Origin of the sequence: Saccharothrix sp. 6-C, from assembly GCF_016695385.1 — a bacterium.
GTDB classification, from domain to species: domain Bacteria; phylum Actinomycetota; class Actinomycetes; order Mycobacteriales; family Pseudonocardiaceae; genus Actinosynnema; species Actinosynnema texasense.
Window position 1 is genome coordinate 8581074 of sequence record NZ_CP064192.1, and the last position, 23787, is coordinate 8604860.

The 23787-nt window shown below is 71.7% G+C and carries 24 protein-coding genes and 1 tRNA gene; 15 read left to right on the forward strand and 10 right to left on the reverse strand.

Translation table 11 applies throughout. The features are described 5' to 3' along the window. Nucleotides 1-165: 165 nt before the first annotated feature. The 6 genes from IOD16_RS37525 to IOD16_RS37550 form a co-directional block, all read right to left on the reverse strand. A complete protein-coding gene (locus tag IOD16_RS37525) occupies nt 166-378 on the reverse strand; it encodes a hypothetical protein (protein ID WP_148088884.1) in 213 nt (70 codons plus the stop codon). A gap of 97 nt (nt 379-475) precedes the next feature. Then, a complete protein-coding gene (glfT1, locus tag IOD16_RS37530) occupies nt 476-1372 on the reverse strand; it encodes a galactofuranosyltransferase GlfT1 (protein WP_201438104.1) in 897 nt (298 codons plus the stop codon). Nucleotides 1373-1381: 9 nt separating this feature from the next. Then, entirely contained in the window at nt 1382-2197 is an 816-nt protein-coding gene (wzt, locus tag IOD16_RS37535; RefSeq protein WP_123748206.1) for a galactan export ABC transporter ATP-binding subunit Wzt/RfbE, read from the reverse strand. A gap of 18 nt (nt 2198-2215) precedes the next feature. Then, nucleotides 2216-3142 (reverse strand): galactan export ABC transporter permease subunit Wzm/RfbD, encoded by a 927-nt coding sequence (gene wzm, locus IOD16_RS37540; RefSeq protein ID WP_201438105.1) that lies wholly within the window; start codon nt 3140-3142, stop codon nt 2216-2218. Between the two features lie 59 nt (nt 3143-3201). After that, complete coding sequence (locus IOD16_RS37545; protein ID WP_201438106.1) at nt 3202-4053, reverse strand: class I SAM-dependent methyltransferase; 852 nt, start codon at nt 4051-4053, stop codon at nt 3202-3204. 93 nt (nt 4054-4146) lie between these two features. Beyond that, nucleotides 4147-4701, reverse strand: coding sequence for a bacterial proteasome activator family protein (locus IOD16_RS37550; protein ID WP_123744694.1), 555 nt, complete (start codon nt 4699-4701; stop codon nt 4147-4149). 113 nt (nt 4702-4814) lie between these two features. Here IOD16_RS37550 and IOD16_RS37555 point away from each other — a divergent pair, with 113 nt between their 5' ends. Continuing rightward, nucleotides 4815-6014 carry a cysteine desulfurase-like protein gene (locus tag IOD16_RS37555; protein WP_123744693.1) on the forward strand — a complete coding sequence of 400 codons (1200 nt, stop codon included), beginning with the start codon at nt 4815-4817 and terminating at the stop codon, nt 6012-6014. 29 nt (nt 6015-6043) lie between these two features. Next, on the forward strand, nt 6044-6685 hold the full coding sequence (locus IOD16_RS37560; protein ID WP_201438107.1) for a class I SAM-dependent methyltransferase: 642 nt from the start codon (nt 6044-6046) through the stop codon (nt 6683-6685). Nucleotides 6686-6720: 35 nt separating this feature from the next. Here IOD16_RS37560 and IOD16_RS37565 read toward each other — a convergent pair whose 3' ends face one another. Next, nucleotides 6721-7689: an NAD(P)H-quinone oxidoreductase gene (locus IOD16_RS37565; RefSeq protein ID WP_201438108.1), complete on the reverse strand. Its 969-nt coding sequence runs from the start codon at nt 7687-7689 to the stop codon at nt 6721-6723. A gap of 56 nt (nt 7690-7745) precedes the next feature. Here IOD16_RS37565 and IOD16_RS37570 point away from each other — a divergent pair, with 56 nt between their 5' ends. From IOD16_RS37570 to IOD16_RS37595, 6 genes are all read left to right on the forward strand, one after another. Next, nucleotides 7746-8393 carry a GNAT family N-acetyltransferase gene (locus IOD16_RS37570; protein WP_201438109.1) on the forward strand — a complete coding sequence of 216 codons (648 nt, stop codon included), beginning with the start codon at nt 7746-7748 and terminating at the stop codon, nt 8391-8393. Between the two features lie 62 nt (nt 8394-8455). Continuing rightward, nucleotides 8456-9982, forward strand: coding sequence for a M28 family metallopeptidase (locus IOD16_RS37575; protein WP_201438110.1), 1527 nt, complete (start codon nt 8456-8458; stop codon nt 9980-9982). A gap of 155 nt (nt 9983-10137) precedes the next feature. Beyond that, on the forward strand, nt 10138-11769 hold the full coding sequence (locus tag IOD16_RS37580) for a carboxypeptidase-like regulatory domain-containing protein (RefSeq protein WP_201438111.1): 1632 nt from the start codon (nt 10138-10140) through the stop codon (nt 11767-11769). A gap of 121 nt (nt 11770-11890) precedes the next feature. Next, the gene (locus tag IOD16_RS37585) at nt 11891-12490 is read left to right on the forward strand and encodes a class I SAM-dependent methyltransferase (protein WP_201438112.1); all 600 of its coding nucleotides are present in this window, start codon (nt 11891-11893) and stop codon (nt 12488-12490) included. Nucleotides 12491-12674: 184 nt separating this feature from the next. Further along, nucleotides 12675-14021 (forward strand): hypothetical protein, encoded by a 1347-nt coding sequence (locus IOD16_RS37590; protein WP_201438113.1) that lies wholly within the window; start codon nt 12675-12677, stop codon nt 14019-14021. Nucleotides 14022-14194: 173 nt separating this feature from the next. Continuing rightward, nucleotides 14195-14281 (forward strand) — tRNA-Ser (locus IOD16_RS37595). Nucleotides 14282-14342: 61 nt separating this feature from the next. Here IOD16_RS37595 and IOD16_RS37600 read toward each other — a convergent pair. Beyond that, on the reverse strand, nt 14343-14813 hold the full coding sequence (locus tag IOD16_RS37600) for a MarR family winged helix-turn-helix transcriptional regulator (RefSeq protein ID WP_236594610.1): 471 nt from the start codon (nt 14811-14813) through the stop codon (nt 14343-14345). A gap of 133 nt (nt 14814-14946) precedes the next feature. Between IOD16_RS37600 and IOD16_RS37605 the strand changes: the two genes are divergently transcribed. Continuing rightward, on the forward strand, nt 14947-16680 hold the full coding sequence (locus IOD16_RS37605; RefSeq protein WP_201438114.1) for a bifunctional metallophosphatase/5'-nucleotidase: 1734 nt from the start codon (nt 14947-14949) through the stop codon (nt 16678-16680). A 547-nt stretch (nt 16681-17227) separates the two neighbouring features. Next, nucleotides 17228-18130, forward strand: coding sequence for a KPN_02809 family neutral zinc metallopeptidase (gene ypfJ, locus IOD16_RS37610; RefSeq protein WP_123744684.1), 903 nt, complete (start codon nt 17228-17230; stop codon nt 18128-18130). Nucleotides 18131-18139: 9 nt separating this feature from the next. Here ypfJ and IOD16_RS37615 read toward each other — a convergent pair whose 3' ends face one another. Beyond that, nucleotides 18140-18574, reverse strand: a complete 435-nt coding sequence (locus IOD16_RS37615; protein WP_201438115.1) for a MarR family winged helix-turn-helix transcriptional regulator — start codon at nt 18572-18574, stop codon at nt 18140-18142. 80 nt (nt 18575-18654) lie between these two features. On the opposite strand from IOD16_RS37615, the gene IOD16_RS37620 reads away from it, so the two are divergent. The 4 genes from IOD16_RS37620 to IOD16_RS37635 all read left to right on the forward strand — a co-directional run bounded on the left by IOD16_RS37620 (nt 18655) and on the right by IOD16_RS37635 (nt 21912). Continuing rightward, complete coding sequence (locus IOD16_RS37620) at nt 18655-19647, forward strand: SMP-30/gluconolactonase/LRE family protein (protein ID WP_201438116.1); 993 nt, start codon at nt 18655-18657, stop codon at nt 19645-19647. 111 nt (nt 19648-19758) lie between these two features. Continuing rightward, nucleotides 19759-20838, forward strand: a complete 1080-nt coding sequence (locus IOD16_RS37625; RefSeq protein ID WP_201438117.1) for a carboxypeptidase-like regulatory domain-containing protein — start codon at nt 19759-19761, stop codon at nt 20836-20838. Then, on the forward strand, nt 20772-21068 hold the full coding sequence (locus IOD16_RS37630) for an HIT family protein (protein WP_201438118.1): 297 nt from the start codon (nt 20772-20774) through the stop codon (nt 21066-21068). The genes IOD16_RS37625 and IOD16_RS37630 overlap by 67 nt, the downstream gene beginning before the upstream one ends. A gap of 94 nt (nt 21069-21162) precedes the next feature. Further along, the gene (locus tag IOD16_RS37635; protein ID WP_201438119.1) at nt 21163-21912 is read left to right on the forward strand and encodes a sulfite exporter TauE/SafE family protein; all 750 of its coding nucleotides are present in this window, start codon (nt 21163-21165) and stop codon (nt 21910-21912) included. Here the strand turns inward: IOD16_RS37635 and hisC are convergent. Then, nucleotides 21902-22969, reverse strand: a complete 1068-nt coding sequence (gene hisC / locus IOD16_RS37640) for a histidinol-phosphate transaminase (RefSeq protein ID WP_201438120.1) — start codon at nt 22967-22969, stop codon at nt 21902-21904. The genes IOD16_RS37635 and hisC overlap by 11 nt on opposite strands. A gap of 121 nt (nt 22970-23090) precedes the next feature. Between hisC and IOD16_RS37645 the strand changes: the two genes are divergently transcribed. Beyond that, nucleotides 23091-23768 (forward strand): dienelactone hydrolase family protein, encoded by a 678-nt coding sequence (locus IOD16_RS37645; protein WP_123744681.1) that lies wholly within the window; start codon nt 23091-23093, stop codon nt 23766-23768. Nucleotides 23769-23787 lie beyond the last annotated feature (19 nt).

Here is a 23787-nt window from a genome sequence, read left to right on the forward strand (position 1 = left end):
GGATGACACGCACCCCGGACCACAACGGACCCGCAGCAGAACCACCCAACCCCCGGTCATCCTGCTGATCTGCCCGTCCGGCGAGGACATGCTTTAAAGCTTTTTTCTTTTCTTTCTTCTTCTTCTTCTTCTTCTTCTTTCTTCTTTCTTCTTCCATCCACATCTCTAGGCGAAATGCGCTGCCACGACGTGGCTGAAGTTCACCACGAACTCCTTGCCGTCGGCAGTCTGGATGGCCTGCGTGTGGCCGTTCCGCACGACCTGGATCAACCTGGACCCCAGGTCCTCGGCGGTCTCCGGCGACACCATGATCGAGATCGGGTTCGAGTTCGCGGCCAGGTGCAGCACCAGAGCCGTCTTACGCGCTTCAGAAGTCATGCCGGACAGCCCACCAGCGGTGCCACCGGGCAGGCAAGACGGGTTCGCCGTCAGCGATTCCGCGTCGGGCTGAACTCCGGACCGGCGCGGAATCGCGTCACTTTCGGAAGAAACGTTCCCGCTGCCCCAGCCGCACGAGCTTCAGCCACTCCACGAAGGCCTTCGGGTCGCGTCGCACGCCGATGAAGTACAGCCCGAACCGGAACGCCTCCAGCAGGCCCAGCTTCCGCATCCCGGGCTGCGACAGCAGGTAACCCCGGTTGCGGTAGGTGTAGTAGCGCTTGATCGCGTTCTCCGGGTCCTGCGCGTGGAACCGGCCGCCGAGCATCGGCTTGAACTCGTCCGACCCGTCCGGGTGCAGGTAGGCGACCTTCAGCGACGTGCCGAACGGCAGGCCGGTGCGCACCAGCCGTCGGTGGATCTCCACCTCGTCACCGCGGAAGAACAGCCGGTAGTCCGGCACGCCGATGACGTCCACCGTGGACGCCTTGAACAGGGCCCCGTTGAACAGCGACGCGATGCCCGGCAGGAAGTCGACGCCGAGCTCGGACGCGTTCCGCTTCCACGTCAGGCCGCGCCGCAGCGGGAACGCGAGCTTCTCGGGCCGCTCGATGTTCGTCACGACCGGCGAGATGGCGGCCAGCTTGCGCCGCTGCGCCTCCTCCAGCAGCACGGCGAGCACGGTCTCGTCGGCGGGCCGGCCGTCGTCGTCGGCCAGCCACAGCCAGTCCGCGCCGAGCGACAGCGCGTGCAGCATCCCGAGCGCGAACCCGCCCGCGCCGCCGAGGTTGCGGTGCGAGGCCAGGTAGGTGGTGGGGATCGGGCACTGCGCGACCAGGTCGTCCACCGGCTGGTCGGGCCCGTTGTCGACGACCACGAGGTGGTCGAGCGGCCGGGTCTGCGAAGCCAGCACCTTCAACGAGTCGGCCAGCAGCTCCCGCCGGTGCCGCGTCACCACGACACCGACGACGGAGCCCTGCGGCAGTGCGCCCACGACGCTCACCTACTCGCCACCGTTCCCGCTCAGCACCCGCGGCTGACCGATCCGCTCCAGCGTCTCCGGGGCCATGTTCTCGAAGGGGTCACGTCCCTTGTAGGTGGTGAGCACCTCCCGCAGAGACCCCTGCATCTTGACCTTGCCCTCGTCCATCCAGATCGCCGTGGAGCAGAACTCGGCGAGGAAGTCGTCGGAGTGGTTCGCGAAGACCAGGATGCCGGACCGCTTGACCAGGTCGTTCATCCGGTCGCGTGCCTTGGCCATGAACGCCGCGTCGACCGCGCCGATGCCTTCGTCGAGGATCAGGATCTCCGGGTCGATCGACGTCACGATGCCCAGCGCCAGCCGCACCCGCATACCCGTGGAGTAGGTGCGCAGCGGCATCTGCAGGTAGTCGCCGAGCTCGGTGAACTCGGTGATGTCGTCGACCCGCTTCTCCATCTCCTTGCGGCTCATGCCGAGGAACAGACCGCGAATCATGATGTTCTCGTACCCGGAGATCTCCGGATCCATGCCGACCCCGAGGTCGAACACGGGCGCGACCTTGCCGACGACGCGCGAGCTGCCCCGCGTGGGCTCGTAGATGCCCGCGAGCAGCCGCAGCAGCGTCGACTTGCCGGCGCCGTTGTGGCCGACGAGGCCCACCCGGTCACCGTGCCGCAGCGAGATGTTGATGTCGTGCAGGGCTTCGATGATCGGGACCCGGCCCTCGGAGCCGATCTTGCCGCCGACCTTGCCCAGCGCGAGCTTCTTCAGCGACCTCGACTTGGCGTCGAAGATCGGGAAGTCGACCGAGGCGTTCCAGACGTCGATGCTGACCATGATGTGTTGCGGCCTCACTCAGACCCAGTAGGAGACGCGGGCACGGTAGTTCCGCATCGCGATCAACGCCAGTCCCCAGCCCACGACGGTGAACGCGCCGACGACCACCCAGTGGTGCCAGTCCTGCGCGTGCCCGAGCATGGGCGCCCGGACGATCTCCACGTAGTGGTAGATGGGGTTCAGCTCGGCGATCAGCATGCGCCAGTCGCCGTCGCCACCGCTGCCTTCGCCGCCGGTGACCTTGTTGAGCACGCCGACGTGCCACACGATCGGCGTCATGAAGAAGATCAGGTTGATGAAGCTGCTGATGACCGGCGGGATGTCGCGGAACCGGGTGCTGATGATGCCGAACAGCAGCGCCACCCACACCGCGTTGACCACGACGAGCGCGAGCGCCGGGATGGCCAGCAGCACCGTCCACGACAGGCCGGGCTGGAGGATCTTGTCGCCCTCCATACGGTAGCTCTCGCTCAGCGTCGGGAAGAAGATCACGAGGACGACCAGGTAGACGACCATGTTGTGCATGAGGAACAGCGTCTGGCGCCACACCATGCGCAGCACGTGCACCGTTATGGGCGCGGGCAGGTGCTTGATCAGGCCTTCGTTGGCGATGAAGACCTCGGTGCCCTCGGTCACCACGCCGAGGACGAAGTGCCAGATGATGAACCCCGCCGTCACGTACGGCAGGAAGGTGCCCAGCTCCTGGTTGAACAGCTGGGAGTAGAGCAGGCCGAGCGCGAGCGCGGTCGTGCCCATGGAGATCGTGATCCACAGCGGGCCGATGACCGACCGGCGGTAGCGCTGCTTGATGTCCTGCCACCCCAGATGGCCCCACAGCTCCCGCTGCCGCCAGGCGTCGCGCACGTCGCCGAACGCGCGCGCGAAGGTGCGCGAGTTGGGTGCCAGGGGAGCGGGTGGTCGCTCGACCGTACTCGTGGGTTGCACGAGTAAGGAGACTACCGGCGACGGGGTGGTGGCCCTGTCGCCGGGCTGTCACGGTGCGGTCACCGCTGCTGCGAGGCCTCCGGCACACCGGTTACCTTCATGATCACCTGTTCGTGGTCGTACGTGTACCCGCAGTAGTCGAACTCGATCCCGGTGCGGTCGACGTACTCGGACCACGCCTTGTGCTCGTGGTCCTGCCACCCCGGGTAGTTGAAGTACTCGTCGAAGACGATCACGCTGCCGGGCACCAGCCGCGGGCCGACGAGCTCCAGCACCGTCTTGGTCGACGAGTACAGGTCGCAGTCGACGTGCAGGAACGACACCGGGCCGGTGTGCTCGTCGAGGAAGCCGGGCAGGGTGTCGTCGAACCAGCCGACGACCAGCTCCGCGCCGTCCACGTCGGGCAGGCCGTCCATGCCGAACAGGCCGGCCGGGAAGCCGTTGCGCCAGTCCTCGGGCAGGCCCTCGAACGAGTCGAAGCCGTACACGTCGCGGCCCTCGAACGCGGTGGCGATCAGCTTCAGCGTGCCGCCGGTGTAGACGCCGAACTCCAGCGCCATGCCCTCGGCCGAGACCAGGCCGAGGGCGTGCTCCAGCGTGGCGTGCGGGTGGCCGAAGTGCGGCGCGGTCGGCAGGTGCCTGCGGATGAACCGGGCGCTCTCCTTGGCGGCTTCCTGCTCGCCCGCGAACACCAGGTCGCGCCGGGCCCGGATCTCGTACTGGACCGTCGCGTCGACCGCCCGGTCCGCCTGTCTGCGCAGCTCGTGGAGCTCCTGCTGGAGCGCGGCGATCCGCTCGGCCTGCTCGCGGTGGTAGGGGCGCACCGCTTCGTCGATGACCCGCAGGATCTTGCCGCGCACGCGCTTGCGGACCTCGTCGACGATCGGGCTGTGCCGGACTTTGTCGAGCACCTGTCGGCTCCTCTCGCGGGTGTGGCGGTGAACACGGTCGGGCAGCGCGGTGCCCGTTGTCCAGCCCCGCGACCTCAACGCCGCACCGGAACGTTACAAGTACTGACCAGTCCCCCGGATGTGCGGACCACCCTCGACGTCGGCGTGGCCCGACCCGGCGGGCAGGGCGCGGCCGCGCATCTGCTCCAACTGGACGCGCGCTGCCATCTGCTGGGCGAACAGGGCCGTCTGGATGCCGTGGAACAGGCCCTCCAACCAGCCCACCAGCTGCGCCTGGGCGATGCGGAGCTCCGCGTCGGACGGCGTGCCCTCCTCGGTGAACGGCAGGGAGAGCCGCTCCAGCTCGTCGCGCAGCTCGGGCGCCAGGCCGTCCTCGAGCTCGTCGATGGACCGCTTGTGGATCTCCTTGAGGCGGTTGCGGCTGGCCTCGTCCAGGGGCGCCGCGCGCACCTCCTCCAGCAATTGCTTGATCATCGTGCCGATGCGCATGACCTTCGCGGGCTGCTCGACCAGGTCGGTCACGTCCTGACCGCCGCCCGCCTCGTCGCCGCCCGGCACCCGTGCGGTTCCCACCGGCGTGCCGTCCGGGCCGACCACGACCACGTGCCGCTCGTTCTCCAGCTGATCATCTCGGGGTGCCTCGCTCATGCCTCCCATCCTGGCCCGATCGGGTGGCGAACGCCGAACCGGGTCACGGATCGGGTGGCAAACCCGCGGCCCCTGCTGTCGCTCCCGCCGACGTCCTCCGTACGGTGTGCGGCATGGCGTTCGACGTCGCCCGGGTCCGTGGGCTGTTCCCCGCGCTCGGCGACGGCTGGGTTCACCTGGACGCTCCGGCGGGGATGCAAGTACCCGAACAGGTGGCCACGGCCGTCTCCACCGCGCTGCGCGCACCCGTCTCCGGGCCGGGTGGCATCTTCCCCGCCTCGCAACGGGCCGAGGCGATCGTCGACGCGGCCAGGCGCGCGGTGGCCGACCTCGTGGGCGCCGACCCGGCGGGCGTCGTGCTCGGCCCCAGCTCCGCCGTGCTGCTGCAACGCCTGGCCGACGCGCTGTCGGAGGGCTGGTTCCTGGGCGACGAGATCGTGGTGTCGCGGTTGGACCACCCGGGCAACATCGCGCCGTGGCAGCGGGCCGCGCAGCGCACCGGCAGCGTGGTGCGGTGGGCCGAGGTCGACATCGAGACGTGCGAGCTGCCCGCCTGGCAGTACGACGACCTGGTCACGCCCAAGTGCAAGCTGGTCGCGGTGACGGCCGCGTCCGGCTCCGTGGGCACCCGGCCGGACCTGCGCAAGATCGCCGAAGCCGCCCGCCGCACGGACGCCCTGGTCGTGGTCGACGCCTCCTCGGCCGCGCCGTTCGTGCCGCTCGACATCACGTCGATGGACGCCGACGTGGTGGCGGTGTCGGCGAACAACTGGGGCGGGCCGCCGGTCGGCGCGCTGGTGTTCCGCGACCCGTCCATGCTCGACCTGCTGCCGTCGGTCGCCGTCGAGCCGGGCGCGCGGGGACCCGAACGCCTGGAACTGGGCCCGCACGCCTACCCGCTGCTGGCCGGTCTGGTCGCATCGGTCGAGTACCTGGCCGGTTTGGACGACGCCGCAGTGGGCCCGCGACGCGAGCGGGTGCTCACCTCCCTGGGTTCGGTGAAGGCGTACCAGGCCGGACTTCTGGCTAATCTCATCAACGAACTGCGATCGCTCCGTCACGTCATGGTGATCGGCGACGCCATGCGGCGGGTGCCCGCGCTGGCGTTCACGGTGGCCGGCGTGAAGGCGACCGACGGCGTGGAGCACCTGTCCGAGCGCGGCGTGTGCGCGTTCGCCGACTCGGGGCAGCACGGCGTGTTCTCGGTGCTGGGCGTCGGTGAGGTCGGCGGGGCGATCCGCGTCGGCCTGGCGCACTACACGAACGCGGTGGAAGTGGACGAGCTCGTGCGGGCGGTCGCCGAGCTCGGCTGAGGTCGGGTTGCGCTGAGACAGGGGGCTGGGTGGACGACCTGCTGTCACGGGAGCTCGCCGACCTCGCCGCACTGCACCGGCTGGCGCCCCTCATGTCGGAGTACCTGCCCGACACGGCGCACGAACTGCGGCCCGCCGCGCTGGTGGCCGTGGTGGACGAGGTGCTGCTCGGGTCGCGGACCGTGCTGGTGGAGTGCGGGTGCGGCGCGTCGTCGGTGGTGCTGGCCCGGCTGCTCGCCCGGCGCGGGTTCGGGCACCTGCTGTCGGTCGAGCACGACGAGCGCACGGCGGCGTTCGTGGCCAGCCAGCTGCGCCGGGAGGGCCTGGGCCACGTGGCGCGCGTCGTCCACGCCCCGCTCGCCCCGCACCCGGCCGCGCTCGGCAACGCCCAGTGGTACCACCCGCAGCTCGTGCACGACGAGGTGTCGGCCTACGTGGAGCGCTACGGCCTGGTCGACCTGCTGCTCGTGGACGGCCCGCTGCTGGGCGACGCGCGGTACCCGGCCCTGCCGGTGCTGCGGGGCGTGCTGGCGCCGGGCGCGGCGGTCCTGGTGGACGACGCCGAACGCCCCGGCGAGCACCCCGTCCTGGTCCGCTGGGCCGAGGAGTTCGCCCTCCGCTTCCGCACCACCCCTCGCACCTTCCTCGCCACCGCGACCGCGCTGGAGTGACCGCGGTGGCGTGACCGCGCTGGAGTGACCGCGCTTCAGACCGCCAGCACGAGCTTGCCGAACACGTCCCCGTCCGCCAGCGCGCGGTGGGCGTCGGCGGCGCGGGCGATCGGCAGGACGTCGTGCACGACCGGCTTGACCTGGCCGGACGCGATGAGCGGCCACAGGTGCTCGCGCACCTCGGCCACGACGCGGCCCTTGCCGTTCGGCCCGTCCACCGGGCGGAACCGCAGCCCGGTCGCCGTGACGCTCGCGCGCTTGGACAGCAGCTTGCCGATGTTCAGCTCGCCCTTCACCCCGCCCTGCATCCCGATGACGACCAGCCGCCCGTCCGGCGCCAGCACGTCGAGGTTGCGGTCGAGGTAGGCCGCGCCCATGTTGTCCAGGACGACGTCCGCCCGCCCGACCTCGGCCACGAAGTCCTGCTCGCGGTAGTTGACGAGGACGTCGGCGCCCAGCTCGGCGCACCGCCGCAGCCGCTCCGCCGAGCCCGCCGTGACGGCGACGCGCGCGCCGAGCGCCTTGGCGACCTGGACGGCGTGCGTGCCGATGCCGCCCGCGCCGCCGTGCACGAGGAACGTCTCCCCGCTCCGGAGGCCGGCGACCATCACCACGTTCGACCAGACGGTGCACGCGACCTCGGGCAGCGACGCGGCGGTCACCAGGTCGACGCCCTCGGGCACCGGCAGGAGCTGGGCGGCCGGGACGACGACCCGTTCCGCGTACCCGCCGCCGGCCAGCAGCGCGCACACCTCGTCGCCGACCCGCCACCCGGTCACGCCCTCGCCCAGGTCCGCGACCGTGCCCGAGCACTCCAGGCCCAGCACGTCCGACGTGCCCTTCGGCGGCGGGTAGTGACCCTGGCGTTGCAGCAGGTCCGCCCGGTTGACCGCGGTCGCGGCCACGTCCAGCAGCACCTCTCCGGGGCCCGGTTCGGGGTCCCGAACCTCCGCCCACGCCAGCACGTCGGGTCCGCCGAACTCACGAATGGTGATCGCGCGCATGATCCGCACGGTAATCCGGTAGCGCCCGCGACGCGCGGTCGCCACCATCGACGGGCATGGACCACTGGCCGTTGCACGACCTGGTGCTGCGCACGCCGCGCCTCGACCTGCGCCCCGACGACGACGAGGGCCTGGTCGAGCTGGCGGGGCTGGCGCTGGACGGCATCCACCCGCCGGAGCGGATGCCGTTCGGCGTCGAGTGGACCGACGTGCCGCGCGACCGGCTCGGCCTCAACACCCTCCAGCACTACTGGCGGGAACGGTCGATGCTCTCGCCGCAGCGGTGGACGGTGAACTTCATCGTGCGCCTGGACGGCCGCGTGACGGGCGTGCAGTCGCTCGGCGCGGACGACTTCCCGGTGCGGCGCGAGGTCACCAGCGGGTCGTGGGTCGGGCTGCGGCACCAGGGGCGCGGCATCGGCACGGAGATGCGGGCCGCCGTGCTGGCGTTCGCGTTCGACCACCTCGGCGCGGTGGCGGCGCGGTCGAGCGCGTTCGACGACAACCTCGCCTCGCACGCGGTGAGCCGCAAGCTCGGCTACCGGCCGGACGGCACGTTCACCCAGGTCAGGCGAGGTGAGTCGGCTCAGCAGACGCGCCTGCTGGTCACCCCGGCCACGTTCCGGCGACCCGACTGGGCCCTGTCGGTGGCCGGTGTCACACCGTGCTTGCCCCTGCTCACAGGGCGACAACCAGCCGAGTGACGGATTGCGCTCACCCTCCTGACTTGTGAGGGTTCGGCATCCGAGTGAAGGGGAACTCGATCATGTCAGGTAGAACCGGGATCCGACGCGCGGCGATCCTCGCCGCGTCAGCATCCCTCGCACTGGTCGCCGTGCCGGGCGTCAACGTCGCCTCGGCGGCGTCGCTCGACGGGCCCAAGCTGGCCAAGAACCTCACCAAGAACGTCACCGCGGACGGGGTCAACCGCCACCTGATCGCGTTGCAGCGCATCGCCGACCGCAACGGCGGCAACCGGGCCGCGGGCACGTCCGGCTACGACGCCAGCGTCGAGTACGTGGCGGGCAAGCTGCGCGGCGCGGGCTTCGAGGTGTCGACGCCGGAGTTCACCTACCCCGTGCAGATCACGGACGCCGCGACCGCGACGGTCGGCTCGACCACGTACGAGAACATCCCGCTGGAGTTCTCGCCGCAGACGCCGGTCGGCGGCGTCACCGGCCCGCTGCGCGCCGTGCCCGAGGACGGCACGCCGGGCTGCGAGGCGACCGACTTCGCCGGGCAGGACTTCACCGGCTCGATCGCCCTGATCCGCCGCGGCGCGTGCACGTTCGACATCAAGCACCGCAACGCCGCCGCCGCGGGCGCCATCGCGGTGATCATCGCGAACAACGCCGAGGGCAAGCTGTCGGGCGTCACGCTCGGCGCGCCGGGCGTCGTGCCCACCGGTGGCGTCACCCGGGAGGACGGCACCGCGCTGTTCGGGTCGGCCGGGCAGACCGTCACCGTCGACCTGCGCTACCACGAGGAAGACCGCGTCTCGCGCAACGTGATCGCGCAGACGAAGACCGGCCGCACGGACAACGTCGTGATGGCGGGCGCGCACCTCGACAGCGTCGAGAACGGCGCGGGCATCAACGACAACGGCACCGGTTCGGCCGGCCTGCTGGAGACGGCGCTGAAGCTCGGCGGCTCGCCGAAGGTCAACAACGCGGTGCGGTTCGGCTGGTGGGGCGCGGAGGAGCTCGGCCTGGTCGGCTCGACGAAGTACGTGCAGTCGCTGTCGTTCGAGCAGCAGCTCGACATCGCGCTGTACCTGAACTTCGACATGATCGGCTCGCCCAACGCGGCGTACTTCGTCTACGACGGCGACGACTCCGACGCCGTCGGCGCGGGCGCGGGCCCGTACGGCTCGGGGCAGATCGAGCAGGCGTTCGTGGAGTACCTGACGGTGGAGAAGGGCGTGCAGACCGAGGGCACGGACTTCACCGGCCGTTCGGACTACGGCGAGTTCATCGCGCAGGGCATCCCGGCCGGTGGCCTGTTCACCGGCGCCGAGGGCGTCAAGACCGAGGCGCAGGCGGCGAAGTGGGGCGGCACGGCCGGTGTCGCCTACGACCGGAACTACCACGGTTCCGGTGACAACCTGGGCAACGTGGACCGGGTCGCCCTGGACCGCAACGCCGACGCGTTGGCGTGGGTGACGGCGTCGTACGCGATCAGCACGGAGAGCGTGAACGGCGTGCCGGCGCGGTCGGCGCGTGCCGCGGCGCGTGCGGTCGCGGCGCGTTCGCTGCACGTGGAGCACCACCACTCGCACGCGGACGTGGCGTAGATCACTGCTTGACGGGTAACGGAGGCCGGTCTTCCCCAGGGGGGACCGGCCTCCTGCCGTCGCCGGTGGAAGGTCCACAAAGGATGGACTGGTGCGGTGGTGATCGAGGTCGGTCAGGTTGCGGCCATTCGAATCCACCACCCCGGGGGCCGGTCTTGACTCTCTCGAAGCGCGTGGTCGCGCGAAGATCCCTTGCCTTCGTCGCGGCGCTCGCGGTCACCGCGACCCTGTCCGCCGCGGCCCGCGCCCAGGGGCCGGTCCCGTCGACCGCCGGCGGAACGGCACCGGTCCAGGCCCGGCCCGCCGCCGCTGCCGCCGCCGCCCAACCGACCGTGCCCCAGCCGACCGTGCCCCAGCCGACCGCGTCCCAGTCGGCGGGGTCCCAGTCGGCGGGGTCCCAGCCGGCCACCGGGTCCGCGACCTCGTCGCCGACGGCCGCAGCCGCCGCGCGGCTCGCGATCTCGGCCACCGTCGGCGCGGGCCCGTTCCTGGTCGGCGAGCAGATCCCGGTCGAGGTTGCGGTCGCCAACGACGGCGACGCCGACGCCACCGGGGTGATGGCCTCCGCGTACTCGAGCGCCGGGTCCGCCTTCTTCGTCCCGTCCGCCGAGTGGGGCGAGCTGGCCACCTGGCCCGGCCCCGGCATCACCCTCCCCGCCGGGCAGCGGCGCGTCCTCACCGTCCGCGGCGAGGTCCAGGGGTGGAGCGGCGCCCCGGTGGTGAAGTTCCTCGTCCGGCAGGGCAACGCCTCGGTCGCCGAGCACGTGCTGCCGCTCCCGGTCCGCGACCCGGGCTCCGCCGCGGACGACCTGGGCGGCCTCGTCTACGGCGACCTCGACGGCAACAACGCGCCGGACGCCGGTGAGGCCCTGCACGGCGTCCGGGTCACCGCCTCCACGAACGGCTCGCCCTGGCTGCGGCTGGAGGCCACCACCGGCGTCGACGGCCGGTTCCGGTTCGCGGACCTCCCGGTGCAGGTCTACGCGCTGTCCCTGGACAACGCGCCGGACGGCTGGGTCGTCGGGTCGGGCTCGCGCGTCGCGGTGGACGGGAGCAGCTCGGGCGCGGCCCTGCTGCTGCGCGCCACGCGGCCGTTGACCGACCACCTGTCCGCGGCCATGCGGTTCACCCGGGACGTCTACCAGGTCGGCGACCAGGCGCAGGTGGAGGTGACGCTGACCAACAGCGGCGCCGCGGACCTGACCGGCGTCAAGGCCGCCTGCGACCGGGTCGGCGGCGGCGGGCCGGAGTTGCGGGACGTCGTCTTCGGCGAGCTGGGCTGGGACGAGCCCGGCGTGACGGTGCCCGCCGGCCGGTCGCGCGTGGTCACGATGACCGGTCGCGTCTCCGAGGCGACGGTCGGGTACGGCGCGGTCAACCACATCTGCGACTTCGGCCCGGCGCCGGACTCCCCGGGCCGCCCGGAGGCCTACGCCCTGGCCAAGGTGCCCGGTCCGGCCGTGACCGCGCGCATGTCCTTCCACCACGACCGCGACGGGGACCGGCTCGGCGAGCCCGACGAGGTGGTCGCCGGCGCGGTGGTCGTCCTGCGGGACGCGGTCACCCGCCGGGTCGTGGCCGAGGGCCGCACCGACGCGCAGGGCCGCGTGCGCTTCGACGACCTGCCCAGCGGCCCGTACGAGGTGCGCGTCTACGGCTCGTGGAAGCTCCCGTCGGACGGTGGCGCCCCCCTGTTCGCCGGCACCTGCGACAACTGCCAGGCCGAGCGCTCGTTGTTCCTCCTGCCCGGACCGGACCCGACGAAGGCTCACCGCGCCGGCGGGTGACGTCGGGCACCGCCTGACCTGGGGGTCCGTCCCCCCTGTCCCGCCGGCGGGACAGGAGGGACGGGCTCTCACGGACTCGCGGGGTGGTGTCGCGGGTCTCGGCGTCGGCTACGGTACGACCGTGGACAAGACTGACGGTCAGGACTACACCGACCGGCTCGCGCGCCTGCAGAACCTGCCCTGGAAGCGTGTCCTGAACGTCCAGGCCCCGTACCGGTGGAACGTGCGCCGCATCTTCGGCGAGCGGGAGGTGCTCGACGTCGGCTGCGGCATCGGGCGCAACCTCAAGCACCTGGAGCCCAACGGCGTCGGGGTGGACCACAACCCCCACTCCGTGCAGACCTGTCGGGACATGGGCCTGACGGCGTTCACCACGGACGAGTTCTTCGAGACCGAGTACGCGAAGCCGGGCCGCTTCGGCGGCATCCTGGCCGCGCACCTGGTCGAGCACATGCCGCGCCCGCAGGCCGTGGACATCCTGCGCGACTACGTGGAGTTCCTCGAGCCCGGCGGTCTGCTGGTGCTCATCTGCCCGCAGGAGCGGGGTTACGCGTCGGATCCGACGCACGTGGCCTTCACCGACCTCGACGGCCTCGCGGACGTGACCTCCCAGCTCGGGCTGGTCGAGCGCGACCGCATGTCCTTCCCGTTCCCCCGGTCGGCCGGGAAAGTGTTCACGTACAACGAGTTCGTGCACGTCGCGGTCAAACCCGCGAACTGAGAACCTGACCGCATTTCACTTTCGGCTGTCGTACCCCTGAGGTAGTGTCGCGCCCGTTCGGTCGAGTCGGGGGCTCGTCCCACAGGGGGGTCGCGCTGCGCGCTGCCAACGTCCGCGTGTCTCTGTCACGGACTGGCTGGAAGACCGACGCCTTCAGTTCACCTCGCAGTCAGGAAAGAGGATCATGCGTCGTTCCGCAGCGCTGCTGGTCGCCACCGCGGCGACCGCCGCCGTGGTGACGGCCGCGGCTCCGGCCACCGCCGAGCCCGCGTCCGTCCACAGTGGAGACCGGGTCGCCCGCGCCGAGCTGGCGCTCGACCGGACCTCCCGGCCGAGCCGGCCGTACGGCACGAAGACGACCGACGTCAACGCCCGGGAAGCCCAGGCCGAGGAGTACCTGGGCACGCGGTTCATCCCGTCCGCGCCCAGACGCATCCTGGACACCCGCAGCGGTCTCGGCCGCGGCGGCATCACCACGCCGGTCGGCGCGGGCGGCCGCATCGAGGTGCCCGTCACCGACGCCCCGGCGTACACCCTCGCCGTGGTGCTGAACGTGACCGGCACGTCGCCGACCGCGAACACCTACGTGACGGTGTGGGACGGCGGCGCCGACGTGCCCAGGCCGGAGGTGTCGACCCTGAACCTGGTGCCCGGTGAGACCCGCGCCAACTCGGTCACCACCTGGGTGTCGCTCGACCACACGATCAACCTGTACAACAACGCGGGCAACACCCACCTGATCGCCGACGTCGCGGGCTACTACGTCTACGACAACCCCAACGTGGCGGTCACCCCCGGTCGGTACTTCGCCACCGGCCCGACCCGCGTGTACGACTCCCGCAACACCGGCGGCGCGTTCTACGGCGGCGAGTCCCGCTCGATCGACTTCAGCTCCTACGGCGTGCCGGCCGGCACGACCGCGGTGGCGCTGAACGTCACCGGTGTCAACGCGACCGCGAGCACCTACGTGACCGCGTGGCCGTCCGGCTCGGCACGGCCGACCGCGTCCAGCCTCAACGTGACGCCCGGTGGCGCCACGCCGAACGGCGTGACCGTCGCGCTGGGCTCCGACCGCAAGGTCAACCTGTTCAACAACGCGGGCTCCGTGAACCTGATCGTGGACATCACCGGTTACTACCTGCCCACCGACAACGGCGGCGCGGACTTCTACCCGGTCACCCCCGGTCGCGCGTACGACACCCGGTGGGCGGGCGAGTCCGGCCCGATCCCGCCGGGCGAGGCGCTGACGCTGTTCTTCGACGACGAGGGCCTGCTCCCCGGTGACAGCCTGCTGCTGAACCTGACCGGCACCGAGCCCACCGCGGACACCTACATCACGCCGTACCCGGCGGGGGAGAACCGTCCCGGCACCTCGGCGCTGAACCTGGCGCCCGGCCAGACCTCGCCGAACATGGCCACGGTCCGCCTCGGCGCCCTCACCTCGGGCGGCGTGACCTACCCCGCGCACAGCCACTACAACAACGCGGGCTTCACGCACCTCGTCGTGGACGTGTTCGGCATCTTCGGCTGATCACCGCGCCCGCCGGGTGACCACCCGGCGCAGCACGAGCGACGCGCGAGGTCCCGGTCGCCGGGACCTCGCGCGTTCGTCTTCCCGGGGGCCTGCGGACGCCGCGGAGGCGGGTGGTCCGGGGCGAGCGCGCTGCCCGCCGGCGACGCCCGTCGGCTAGGCTCCTGCACCGAGGTAGCGTGCCCGAGCGGCCTAAGGGACACGTCTTGAAAACGTGCGAGGGTTGATCCCCTCCGTGGGTTCAAATCCCACCGCTACCGCGCTCGACGCGCCCCCGCGCCCCTCACCGGGCGCGGGGGCGCCGTCGCGTCACGGGCCCGGTCACCCGTCGACGTCCCGCAGGTGGTTGATGATCCGCTCGAAGACCTGGGCGACCACCGCCTGCTCCTCCCGCGACAGCAGGTCGACCATGTGCTCGCGCACGCCCTCGACGTGGGTCGGCGCGGACGTCTCCAGCAGCGCCATGCCCCCGTCGGTCAGCTCGGCGAACACCCCGCGGCCGTCCTCGGGGCACTCCCGCCGGCGCAGCAGCCCTTCCCGCTCCATCCGCGCCACCTGGTGCGACACCCGGCTCTTGGACGACGCCACCTCGTCCGCGAGCTGCGACATCCGCATCCGCCGCGCCGGTTGCTCCGACAGGCGCACGAGCACCTCGTAGTCGGCCAACGACACCCCGTGCCCGTCCTGCAGCTCGCGGTGCAGGCGGTCGGCGAGCATCGACGCCCCGACCACGTAGTTGCGCCAGGCGCGCATCTCCCCATCGTCGAGCCAACGCGGCTCCTGCTCAGTCACCCCACAAGGTTAGGCCGCACATATCCGTTAACGGACGATCCACGGACATGTCTGGTGCCGGTCAGCTCCGCCAGGCAAACTCCTGCGCCGTACCGCGCCCTCCTACCGGGGCGCCGCAGGGAGGAACCACCCCATGACCTCGTTCAGACGCACCGCGCAGCGCTCCGCCGCGCTCGCGGTCACCGCGGCGGCAGCGCTGGCGGTCACGCTGGTGCAGAACCCCGCGCTGGCCGACAAGGACAACCGGCCGGCGCGCACCGTCGACGTCCGCCTGATCGGCATCAACGACCTGCACGGCAACATCGAGCCGCCCTCGGGTTCCTCGGGCCGCGTCACCCTGTCGGACGGCACGCAGGTCGACGCGGGTGGCGCCGCCTTCAACGCGACCCACATCCGCAACCTCCAGGCCGAGGTGCGCAACTCGGTGATCGTCGGCCAGGGCGACCTGGTCGGGGCGTCCCCGATCGTGTCCGCGCTGTTCCACGACGAGCCGACCATCGAGGTGCTCAACAAGGTCGGCATGGACACGACCGCGGCGGGCAACCACGAGTTCGACGAGGGCTACCGGGAGCTGCTGCGGATGCAGCGCGGCGGCTGCCACCCGGCCGACGGCTGCCAGTTCCGCGAGGGCTACGAGGGCGCGGACTTCCCGATCCTGGGCGCGAACGTGACGCTGGCCAAGAACGACCTGCCCGCGCTGCCGCCGTTCTGGGTCGAGTTCCGCGACGGCGTGCCGATCGGCTTCATCGGCATGCCGCTGAAGGACGTGCCGATCCTGGTCGACCCGAACGGGATCAAGGAGCTGGAGTTCGGCGACGAGGTCGCCGCCGCCAACCGCTACGCCGACCTGCTGAACTGGCTCGGCGTGAAGTCGATCGTGCTGCTGATCCACCAGGGCGACAACACCTCGGGCGGCGGCCCGGACGAGTGCCGCACGGTCGCGGGCGGCCCCGGCCGCAAGATCGCCGAGCAGGTCAGCCCGAAGATTGACGCGGTGTTCTCCGGCCACAGCCACCAGCACTACAACTGCACGGTCACCGACCCGGCGGGCAACCCGCGCCCGTTTATCGAGGGCCTGGCGTTCGGCCGTGAGCTGTCCGTGGTCGACCTGAAGATCGACAAGCGGACCCGCGAGGTCGTCCGCTCGGCCACCGTCGCGCGCAACCACGTCGTGACCCGGAACGTCACCGCGGACCCCGAGGTGCAGGCGATCATCGACCTGGCCAAGTCGAAGTCCGGCCCGATCGCGAACCGCCCCATCGGCACCATCGCCCAGGACATCCCCCGCGCGCAGAACCCGGCGGGCGAGTCGCCGCTCGGCAACCTGATCGCCGACTCCCAGCTGGCCGCCACCGCGGGCAACGGCGCGGTGCTCGCGCTGATGAACCCGGGCGGCGTGCGCGCCGACCTGGCCTACGCCTCCTCGCCGGCCGGCGAGGGCGACGGCGTGGTGACCTACGGCGAGGCGTTCACCGTGCAGCCGTTCGGCAACATCCTGCAGACGGTCACGCTGACCGGCGCGCAGCTGAAGGCGGCGCTGGAGCAGCAGTGGCAGGTGGTGAACGGCGCGCAGCGGCAGATCATCCTGCAGCCGTCGGCCGGCCTGACCTACTCGTGGTCGGCGTCCACGCCGATCGGCTCCAAGGTGTCGGGCATCGTGCTCAACGGGACGCCGCTGGACCCGGCCGCGAGCTACCGGGTCACCATCAACAGCTTCCTGCAGGGCGGCGGTGACGGCTTCAGCGCGTTCACCGGCGGCACCGGGATCACCGGCGGCGGCATCGACCTGGACGGCTTCACGGCCTTCCTGACCGCCAACCCGAACACGGCCCCGCCGGCGCTCGGGCGCATCACCACCACCCCGTGAGACACGCGCTGTGAGCGGGCCCCCCATGTGCCCGCTCACAGCGCGCAACCACCGCTCCGCTGAGCCGGATGAATCTCGTTTCACCAGTTCAGGGCCTTCTACCCGGGTTGTGCATCAGGCCGAAGAGGCGCATCCTCGATGCAGGACCTGCCACCGGCGGAACCCGAGCTGACTCGCCGGCGGCACGCCCGGAAGGGGTAGGTGGTGCGGTGCAGGTAAGTCCTCGCGGTGACGAGCCGCGTTCGAACCGCGACCCCGCGGGCGGAGCGGTCAGCAGACCGGCCCGATCGCGACCGTGAGCGGTTCCGACGAGGTTTCGAGCGCAGGGCGCCCTCGGCGCCATCGCCGCGCTTGACGATGTTGACCCGGTAGGTCATCAGGGCGCCGTCTCCACCGTCGGCGCCGACCGCGGTCCACGCCGACCTCGTCACGAGGTTTTCGTCACTTCCACATGGGAAAACCCGGGTGCGGTGCCCCGACGTCGGGCTCCGCACCCGGGGCCTTGTGTTGTCCGGGTCCGGCTTAGTTCTGTCTGGGAGGACGAGCGGTGCAGTTCAACGAGAACGCCGAGCTGGACACGTCACAGGTCTCCGACCAACGCGGTGTCGGTGGCCGGGTCGCCCTGGGCGGCGGTGGGCTGGGGATCGTCGGCCTGATCCTGTACTTCGTGCTCTCCCAGCTCGGCGGCGGCGCGCAGCTGCCGACCGGCTCGGGGTTCGGCGACGTCGGCCAGGGGCAGCAGGTGGACTCCGAGGCCATCAAGGAGAAGTGCCGGACCGGCGCGGACGCCAACCGCGAGTCCGACTGCCGGGCGGTGGCGTTCATCAACTCGATCCAGGGCTACTGGAGCGACCAGTTCGCCCGGTCGGGCCGCACCTACCAGGTCGTGCAGACGAACTTCTTCTCCGGCAGCGTGTCGACCCGGTGCGGCAGCGCGTCGTCCGCCGTGGGGCCGTTCTACTGCCCGGCGGACTCGCAGGTGTACATCGACCTGGGGTTCTTCCAGGAGATGCAGGAGAAGTTCGGCGCCACGGGCGGCCCGTTCGTCGAGGCCTACATCCTGGCGCACGAGTACGGCCACCACGTGCAGAACCTGCTCGGCACGTCCGACCGGGTCGGCTCGGGCTCGGGACCGACGTCCGGCTCGGTGCGGCTGGAGCTGCAGGCCGACTGCTACGCGGGCGCCTGGGCCAACCACGCGGAGACCGTGCCCACGTCCTCGGGCCAGCCGCTGATCACCGGCGTCACGCAGGACGACGTGAACGCGGCGCTGGACGCGGCGTCCCGCATCGGCGACGACTTCATCCAGGGCGAGCTGGGCGGCGGCCAGGTCGACACGACCAAGTTCACCCACGGCACGTCGGCGCAGCGCCAGAAGTGGTACACGACGGGCTACGAGACGGGCGACCCGGCGCGCTGCAACACCTTCGACACCGACAACCTGGGCTGAGCCGCCCGGTCACGGCCGTTCGGCCAGCACCTTCGAGCACCGGGCCAGCAGGGCCCGGAGGGTCTCCCGCTCGGCCTCGCTGAACTCGTCGGCGAGCCGCCGCTCGACGGCGGAGGCCCGCTCGTCGGCCGCTTCGAACGCCACCCGGCCGGCCTCGGTCAGCCGCGTCTCCAGCACGTTGCGGTGCACCTCGTGCGGCACGCGGGCGATGAGGTCGGCCGACTCCAGGTTGCGCAGGATCGTGGTCATGGTCTGCGGCGTCACGCGGCAGCGCCGGGCCAGTTCGGCGGCCGACACGCCGGGGTGGCCGTCGAGCACCAGCAACGTCGCGTACTGGGCCACGGTCAGCCCGGCCGGCCGCACGGCCTGCTGCTTCACCAGCATCAGCTCGTGCTCGACCCGCTTGATGTCGCCGCCCAGGCGCTCCTCGAACGGCATGCCCATGCCCCCGATCGTAAAGTGCGTTGACGGGTATCAGGACTCTGATTTAACTTCGTGCTCGTACTCATACCAGTGGACGGAGCATGATGCGTTTCCTGATGGTTCTCGTGCTGGTGGTGGTCACCGCCACCCCGGCCGCCGCCGCGCCCGCGCCGGACGTGATCACCGGCCGATCCGCCGCACTGCACCCCGAGGGCATCGCCTGGGACCCGCTGCGGCACGCGTTCCTGCTCGGCTCGATCCGGCGCGGCACCGTCGAGGTCGTCCGCGACGGCACGACGAAGACCCTGGTCAGCGACCCCCGGATGGTGTCCGCGTTCGGCGTGCACGTGGTCGGGGGCCGCATCTACGTCGCTCACGGCGACATGGGCGTCGGCGCCCGGTCCACGCCGGAGACCACCTACCGGTCCTCCGGGCTCGGCGTGTTCGACCTCGCCACCGGACGGCCGCTGCACCTGGTCGACCTGGCCATCGGGCCCGGCCGGCACAGCGCCAACGACGTCGCCGTCGACCACGCGGGCAACGCCTACGTCACCGACCCGGCCTCCGACGCGCTCTACCTCGTCGACCGCGACGGCCGCGCCACCGTCCTGGCCCGCGACCCGCGGTTCGGCAGCGACACCATCGGCCTGAACGGCATCGTCTGGCACCCGGAGGGCTACGCGCTCGCCGTCCGCTACGACACCGGCGCGCTGTTCAAGATCACCCGGTCGGGACGGATCTCGGAGGTCGCCCTCGACCGGCCGCTCGTCGGCGGCGACGGCATGGACCTGCGCCCGGACGGCACGCTCGCCGTGGTCACCAACTCCCTCGGCGCGCCGGGCGAAGCGGCCGTCAGCGTGCTGCGGTCGGGCGACGGCTGGGGCACGGCCCGCACCACCCGCCGCGTCGCGCCGTGGGGCGACGACGAGCCGACCACGATCGCGCGCTCGCCGCACGGCAGCTACGTGGTCGACGGCGACCTGGGCACGCTGATCGGCGGCACGGGGCTGTCGGACGCGCACACCCTGCGGAAGTTCCCGGAAAGCCGGGGACGGCACGGTGGCGGAGCGGTAGCTTCCGACGCGATCGGCTGAGGGCCCTGCCCGGCGGCGACTCGGGGGACGTCGGCAACCCGCGGTGGGCGAGGACCTGCTCACGGGGGGACCAGCAGGACCGACGCGGGACGCGTCGCGCGGGTGATCACGGTGGGCGCGCCGGCGCTCGGCGCGAGAAACCACGACCACCACGACCACCACACCGTCCGGGTCACCGACGGTGACACCCGTCGAGACCACGACGACCGAGCCGCCGGCGGCGTGCTCGGCGAGTACCGCGACCAGGCCACCGGCGACGGCTGGTTCACCGTCGACGTCGTCGCCGACACGACCGCGCGGGTGGTGTTCGCGGTCGTGCCCGGCCCGGAGGTCGCCGAGCCGGTCGAGGTGGACCGGGTCGAGGTGACCGCGTCGTCCGACCGGGCGGCCTACGACATCGCCGGGCTCGTGACGGCCCGGGTGAAGGTCGCCGACACGGGCGTCGGGCCGCGCGTCCCGGTCCGGTTCGCGCCGGACTGGGTGCCATCCACGATGATCTACGACTACACCCGGTGGGGTCCGCTGTACCCGACCTCGAACCCGACCGGCGGCCTGTACCTGTGGGCGGGCGAGTCCTACGAGGTCACCCTGGTCGGCGAGCCCCGGCCCTGGGTCGGCGACCTGGTCTCGCTCAAGGGCCGGATCACCGTCGGCACGCGCGGCGAGTCCGTGCCGCTCGACCTGTCCGCCGCGGTGAGCCAAGCGGTGGGCGACGTCGCGGTCCTCGTCTACGGCGACGTCAACGCCAACGGCGCGTTCGACCCCGGCGAGGCGCTGCCGGACCAGGCGGTGACCGTCGAGGGCGGCCTGCCCACGACGCTGCACCGGGGCGACACGGACGCCGCCGGCCGCTACCGGATCGAGGACACCCCGGCGGGCAACTACCGGGTCCGGGTCTGGCACTCGTCCCGCTGGGCGCTGCCGATCGACTTCTACGACCGGTTCACCCTCACCGGGGACGGCGGCACGACGGTCGAGGTCGGCCTGGTCCGGCCCGAGGACGCGCTGACCGCCGTGATCGCGTGGGACAAGCTCCTGGCGAGGACGGTCGCGCTACCTTCGGACGGGTGCGCCAGGACTGGTACTGCGACGAGGTCATCCCCGGCTCGGTCGAGGTCGAGGTGGTGGCCGAGACCGCGACGGTCCTGGCGTTCCGCCCACCCCGGCCGGGCTTCGGCCGCGAGCACGTGATCGTGGTGCCCAAGGCGCACGTCGGGTCGCTGCTCGACCTGGAGCCCGACCTGGCCGCCGAGATGATGGCCGTGCTCCAGCAGACGGCGGCCGAGGTCGTCGCCCGCCACGGCGGGTGCCAGGTGCTCACCACGCTCGGCGACGAGCAGCACAACCAGCACCTGCACTGGCACGTCGCGGCCGGCGACGGCGTGGCCCGGTTCGTCCCGACCGGCGGGTGGAACCCCTGACCGGAGGGGCGCGGTGTCGCAATCGCCACACCGCGCCCCGCCGAACGCGGTGTTAGCGTCGCTGACCAACCGCGAGACCCAGGGGAGAGTGGCCGTGACGGCGCTGGAGGCGATCGTCGTCGTCCTGGCCGGTGTGTTCGCCGGCGGGATCAACACGGTGGTGGGTTCCGGCACCCTGGTGACGTTCCCGGTGCTGATGGCCGTCGGCTACCCGCCGGTGGTGGCGAACGTGTCCAACAGCCTCGGCCTGGTGCCCGGCTCGCTCAGCGGCGCGTGGGGCTACCGGCGCGAGCTGTCCGGGCAGGCGGGCCGGGTGAAGCGGCTGCTGCCCGCCTCGGTGCTGGGCGCGGTGGTCGGCGCGATCCTGCTCGTGGTGCTGCCCGAGGACGCGTTCTCCGCGATCGTGCCGGTGCTGATCGCCATCGCGCTGGTGCTGGTGGTCGCCCAGCCGTGGCTCAACCGCAAGCTCGCCGAACGGGAGCGGCACGAGCACGGCGGCGTGGCGCTGTGGGTCGGCGTGTTCCTCGCGGGCATCTACGGCGGCTACTTCGGCGCGGCGCAGGGCGTGCTGGTGATGGGCCTGATGGGCGTGCTGATGAACGAGCACATCCAGCGGATGAACGCGCTGAAGAACGTGCTGACCGCGTTCGTGAACCTGGTCGCCGGCGTGCTGTTCATCTTCATCGCCGACGTGGCGTGGCTCGCCGTGCTGCTGCTGGCGATCGGCTCGGTCGTCGGCGGTCAGCTCGGCGCGAAGGTCGGCCGCCGACTCCCACCCGCCGCGCTGCGCGCGGTGATCGTGGTGGTGGGAGTCGTGGCCATCACCCAGATCCTCACCCGCTGAAAGAACGCGCCGCCGCCAGGAACGCGTCGTTCTCCCCGGGTTCGCCGATCGTGACGCGCGCGCCGTCGCCGGCGAACGCCCGCACGACCACCTTGTGCGCCAGGCAGTGCTCGTTGAACGCCGCGGTCCGCTCGCCGAGCGGCAGCCACACGAAGTTCGCCTGCGACCCGGGCACCTCGAAGCCGGCGGCCAGCAGCCCGTCGCGCACCCGCGCCCGCTCGGCCACGATCGCCCGGCACCGCGCCATCAGCTCGGCCTCGGCGTCCAGCGACGCCAGCGCGGCGACCTGCGCCAGGGCGTTCACGCTGAACGGCACGTAGACCTTGCGCAGCGTCTCGGCCACCGCGGGCGACGCCACCGCGTACCCGACGCGCAGGCCGGCCAGCCCGTAGGCCTTGGAGAACGTGCGCAGCACGGCCACGTTGTCCCGGCCCGCGGCCCACTGCGCCTTGGCCAGCTCCACGCCGTCGGGCACGTCCGGGTCGTCCACGAACTCCTTGTACGCCTCGTCGATCACCACGAGCACGTCCGACGGCACCCGCTCGATGAACCGCTCGATGTCCGCCGCCCGCAACGCCGTCCCGGTGGGGTTGTTCGGGTTGCACACGAACACCAGCCGGGTGGCCGGGGTGATCGCGTCGGCCATCGCGTCCAGGTCCAGCCCGTGCCCCGGCGTCAGCGGCACCCGCTTCTGCCGCGCGCCGACGACCGCGGTGATGATCGGGTAAGCCTCGAACGAGCGCCACGGGAACAGCGCCTCGTCGGCCTCGGTGCACGTCGCCTGCACCAGCTGCTGGCACAACGTCACCGAGCCGCAGCCCACGGCCACCTGCTCCGCGGGCACGCCGAGCTTGTCCGCCAGGCGCGCCACGAGCTCGGTGGCGGCGGTGTCGGGGTAGCGGTTCACGGCGGTGGCCGCGTCCGCGATCGCCCGCACCACGCTGGGCAGCGGTCCGGCCGACACCTCGTTGCTGGCCAGCTTGATCGCGCCGGGGATCGTCTTACCGGGCACGTATCCGGGCAACGCGACGAGGTCGGCGCGGGTTCGCACGGTCATCCAAGGACTCCCTTCGGGGTTCTGAGCTGGACGTTATCCGGTGAAAGACCCGGATGGGGCATACCCGCCGTTCGGATGCTCACGTTGACTGCCGTTCACCCCCACGTGGAAGGGTTGGGACATGACATCTACCCGCACCGAGACGCTCTCCCTCACCGACGGCCGCGAGCTGCGGCTGACCGTCGCCGAGCCGGAGAACGCCGTCCGCGGCGGCTTGGTCGTGTTGCACGAGGCGCGTGGCGTGACCGACACCGTCCGCGGGTTGGTGAGCGGACTGGCCGCCGAGGGGTGGTTGGCGGTCGCGCCGCACCTGTACGACGAGGTGTCCGGCGACGAGGCGCCGGCGATGGTGAGCGGGTTGTCCGGGGACGCCGTGCTGGCCGACACCGACGTCGCGTTCGTCTGGTTGGCCCAGCGGGGCATCAGCCAGGACCGGATGGGCGTCATGGGCTTCGACCTGGGCGGATCGGTCGCGATGGTCGTTGCGGGAAGCCGAACCGTCGGCGCCGCGGTGACCGTCGGCGGCGGTGGGATCCTGGAACCGCTGGCCGAGGGGCTGCCCTCGCTGGTGGAGGTCGCGGAGGAGCTGACCTGCCCCTGGCTGGGCCTGTACGGGGACGACGACTCCGAGATCCCGTACAGCGACGTGGAGAAGCTGCGCGACGCGGCGGCGGCGGCGCCGGTGGCGACCGACGTGGTCCGGTTCTCCCGCACCAGCCACCGGTTCGACACCGCGCCGCAGGTGAGCGCGGAGGCGTGGCAGCGCGCGTTGAACTGGTTCGACTCACATCTTCGCTAAGCCTCTGGTCGGCGGCTTG

Excerpts from the sequence above, each read along its gene's own strand:
- IOD16_RS37575 (WP_201438110.1), top strand. The coding sequence starts at position 8,456 with ATGTCAGGTAGAACCGGGATCCGACGCGCGGCGATCCTCGCCGCGTCA.
- IOD16_RS37620 (WP_201438116.1), top strand. The coding sequence starts at position 18,655 with ATGATGCGTTTCCTGATGGTTCTCGTGCTGGTGGTGGTCACCGCCACC.
- hisC (WP_201438120.1), bottom strand. The coding sequence starts at position 22,969 with ATGACCGTGCGAACCCGCGCCGACCTCGTCGCGTTGCCCGGATACGTG.
- IOD16_RS37590 (WP_201438113.1), top strand. The coding sequence starts at position 12,675 with ATGCGTCGTTCCGCAGCGCTGCTGGTCGCCACCGCGGCGACCGCCGCC.
- IOD16_RS37570 (WP_201438109.1), top strand. The coding sequence starts at position 7,746 with ATGGACCACTGGCCGTTGCACGACCTGGTGCTGCGCACGCCGCGCCTC.
- IOD16_RS37525 (WP_148088884.1), bottom strand. The coding sequence starts at position 378 with ATGACTTCTGAAGCGCGTAAGACGGCTCTGGTGCTGCACCTGGCCGCG.
- IOD16_RS37550 (WP_123744694.1), bottom strand. The coding sequence starts at position 4,701 with ATGAGCGAGGCACCCCGAGATGATCAGCTGGAGAACGAGCGGCACGTG.
- IOD16_RS37565 (WP_201438108.1), bottom strand. The coding sequence starts at position 7,689 with ATGCGCGCGATCACCATTCGTGAGTTCGGCGGACCCGACGTGCTGGCG.
- IOD16_RS37615 (WP_201438115.1), bottom strand. The coding sequence starts at position 18,574 with ATGGGCATGCCGTTCGAGGAGCGCCTGGGCGGCGACATCAAGCGGGTC.
- IOD16_RS37555 (WP_123744693.1), top strand. The coding sequence starts at position 4,815 with ATGGCGTTCGACGTCGCCCGGGTCCGTGGGCTGTTCCCCGCGCTCGGC.
- wzt (WP_123748206.1), bottom strand. The coding sequence starts at position 2,197 with ATGGTCAGCATCGACGTCTGGAACGCCTCGGTCGACTTCCCGATCTTC.
- IOD16_RS37605 (WP_201438114.1), top strand. The coding sequence starts at position 14,947 with ATGACCTCGTTCAGACGCACCGCGCAGCGCTCCGCCGCGCTCGCGGTC.
- IOD16_RS37645 (WP_123744681.1), top strand. The coding sequence starts at position 23,091 with ATGACATCTACCCGCACCGAGACGCTCTCCCTCACCGACGGCCGCGAG.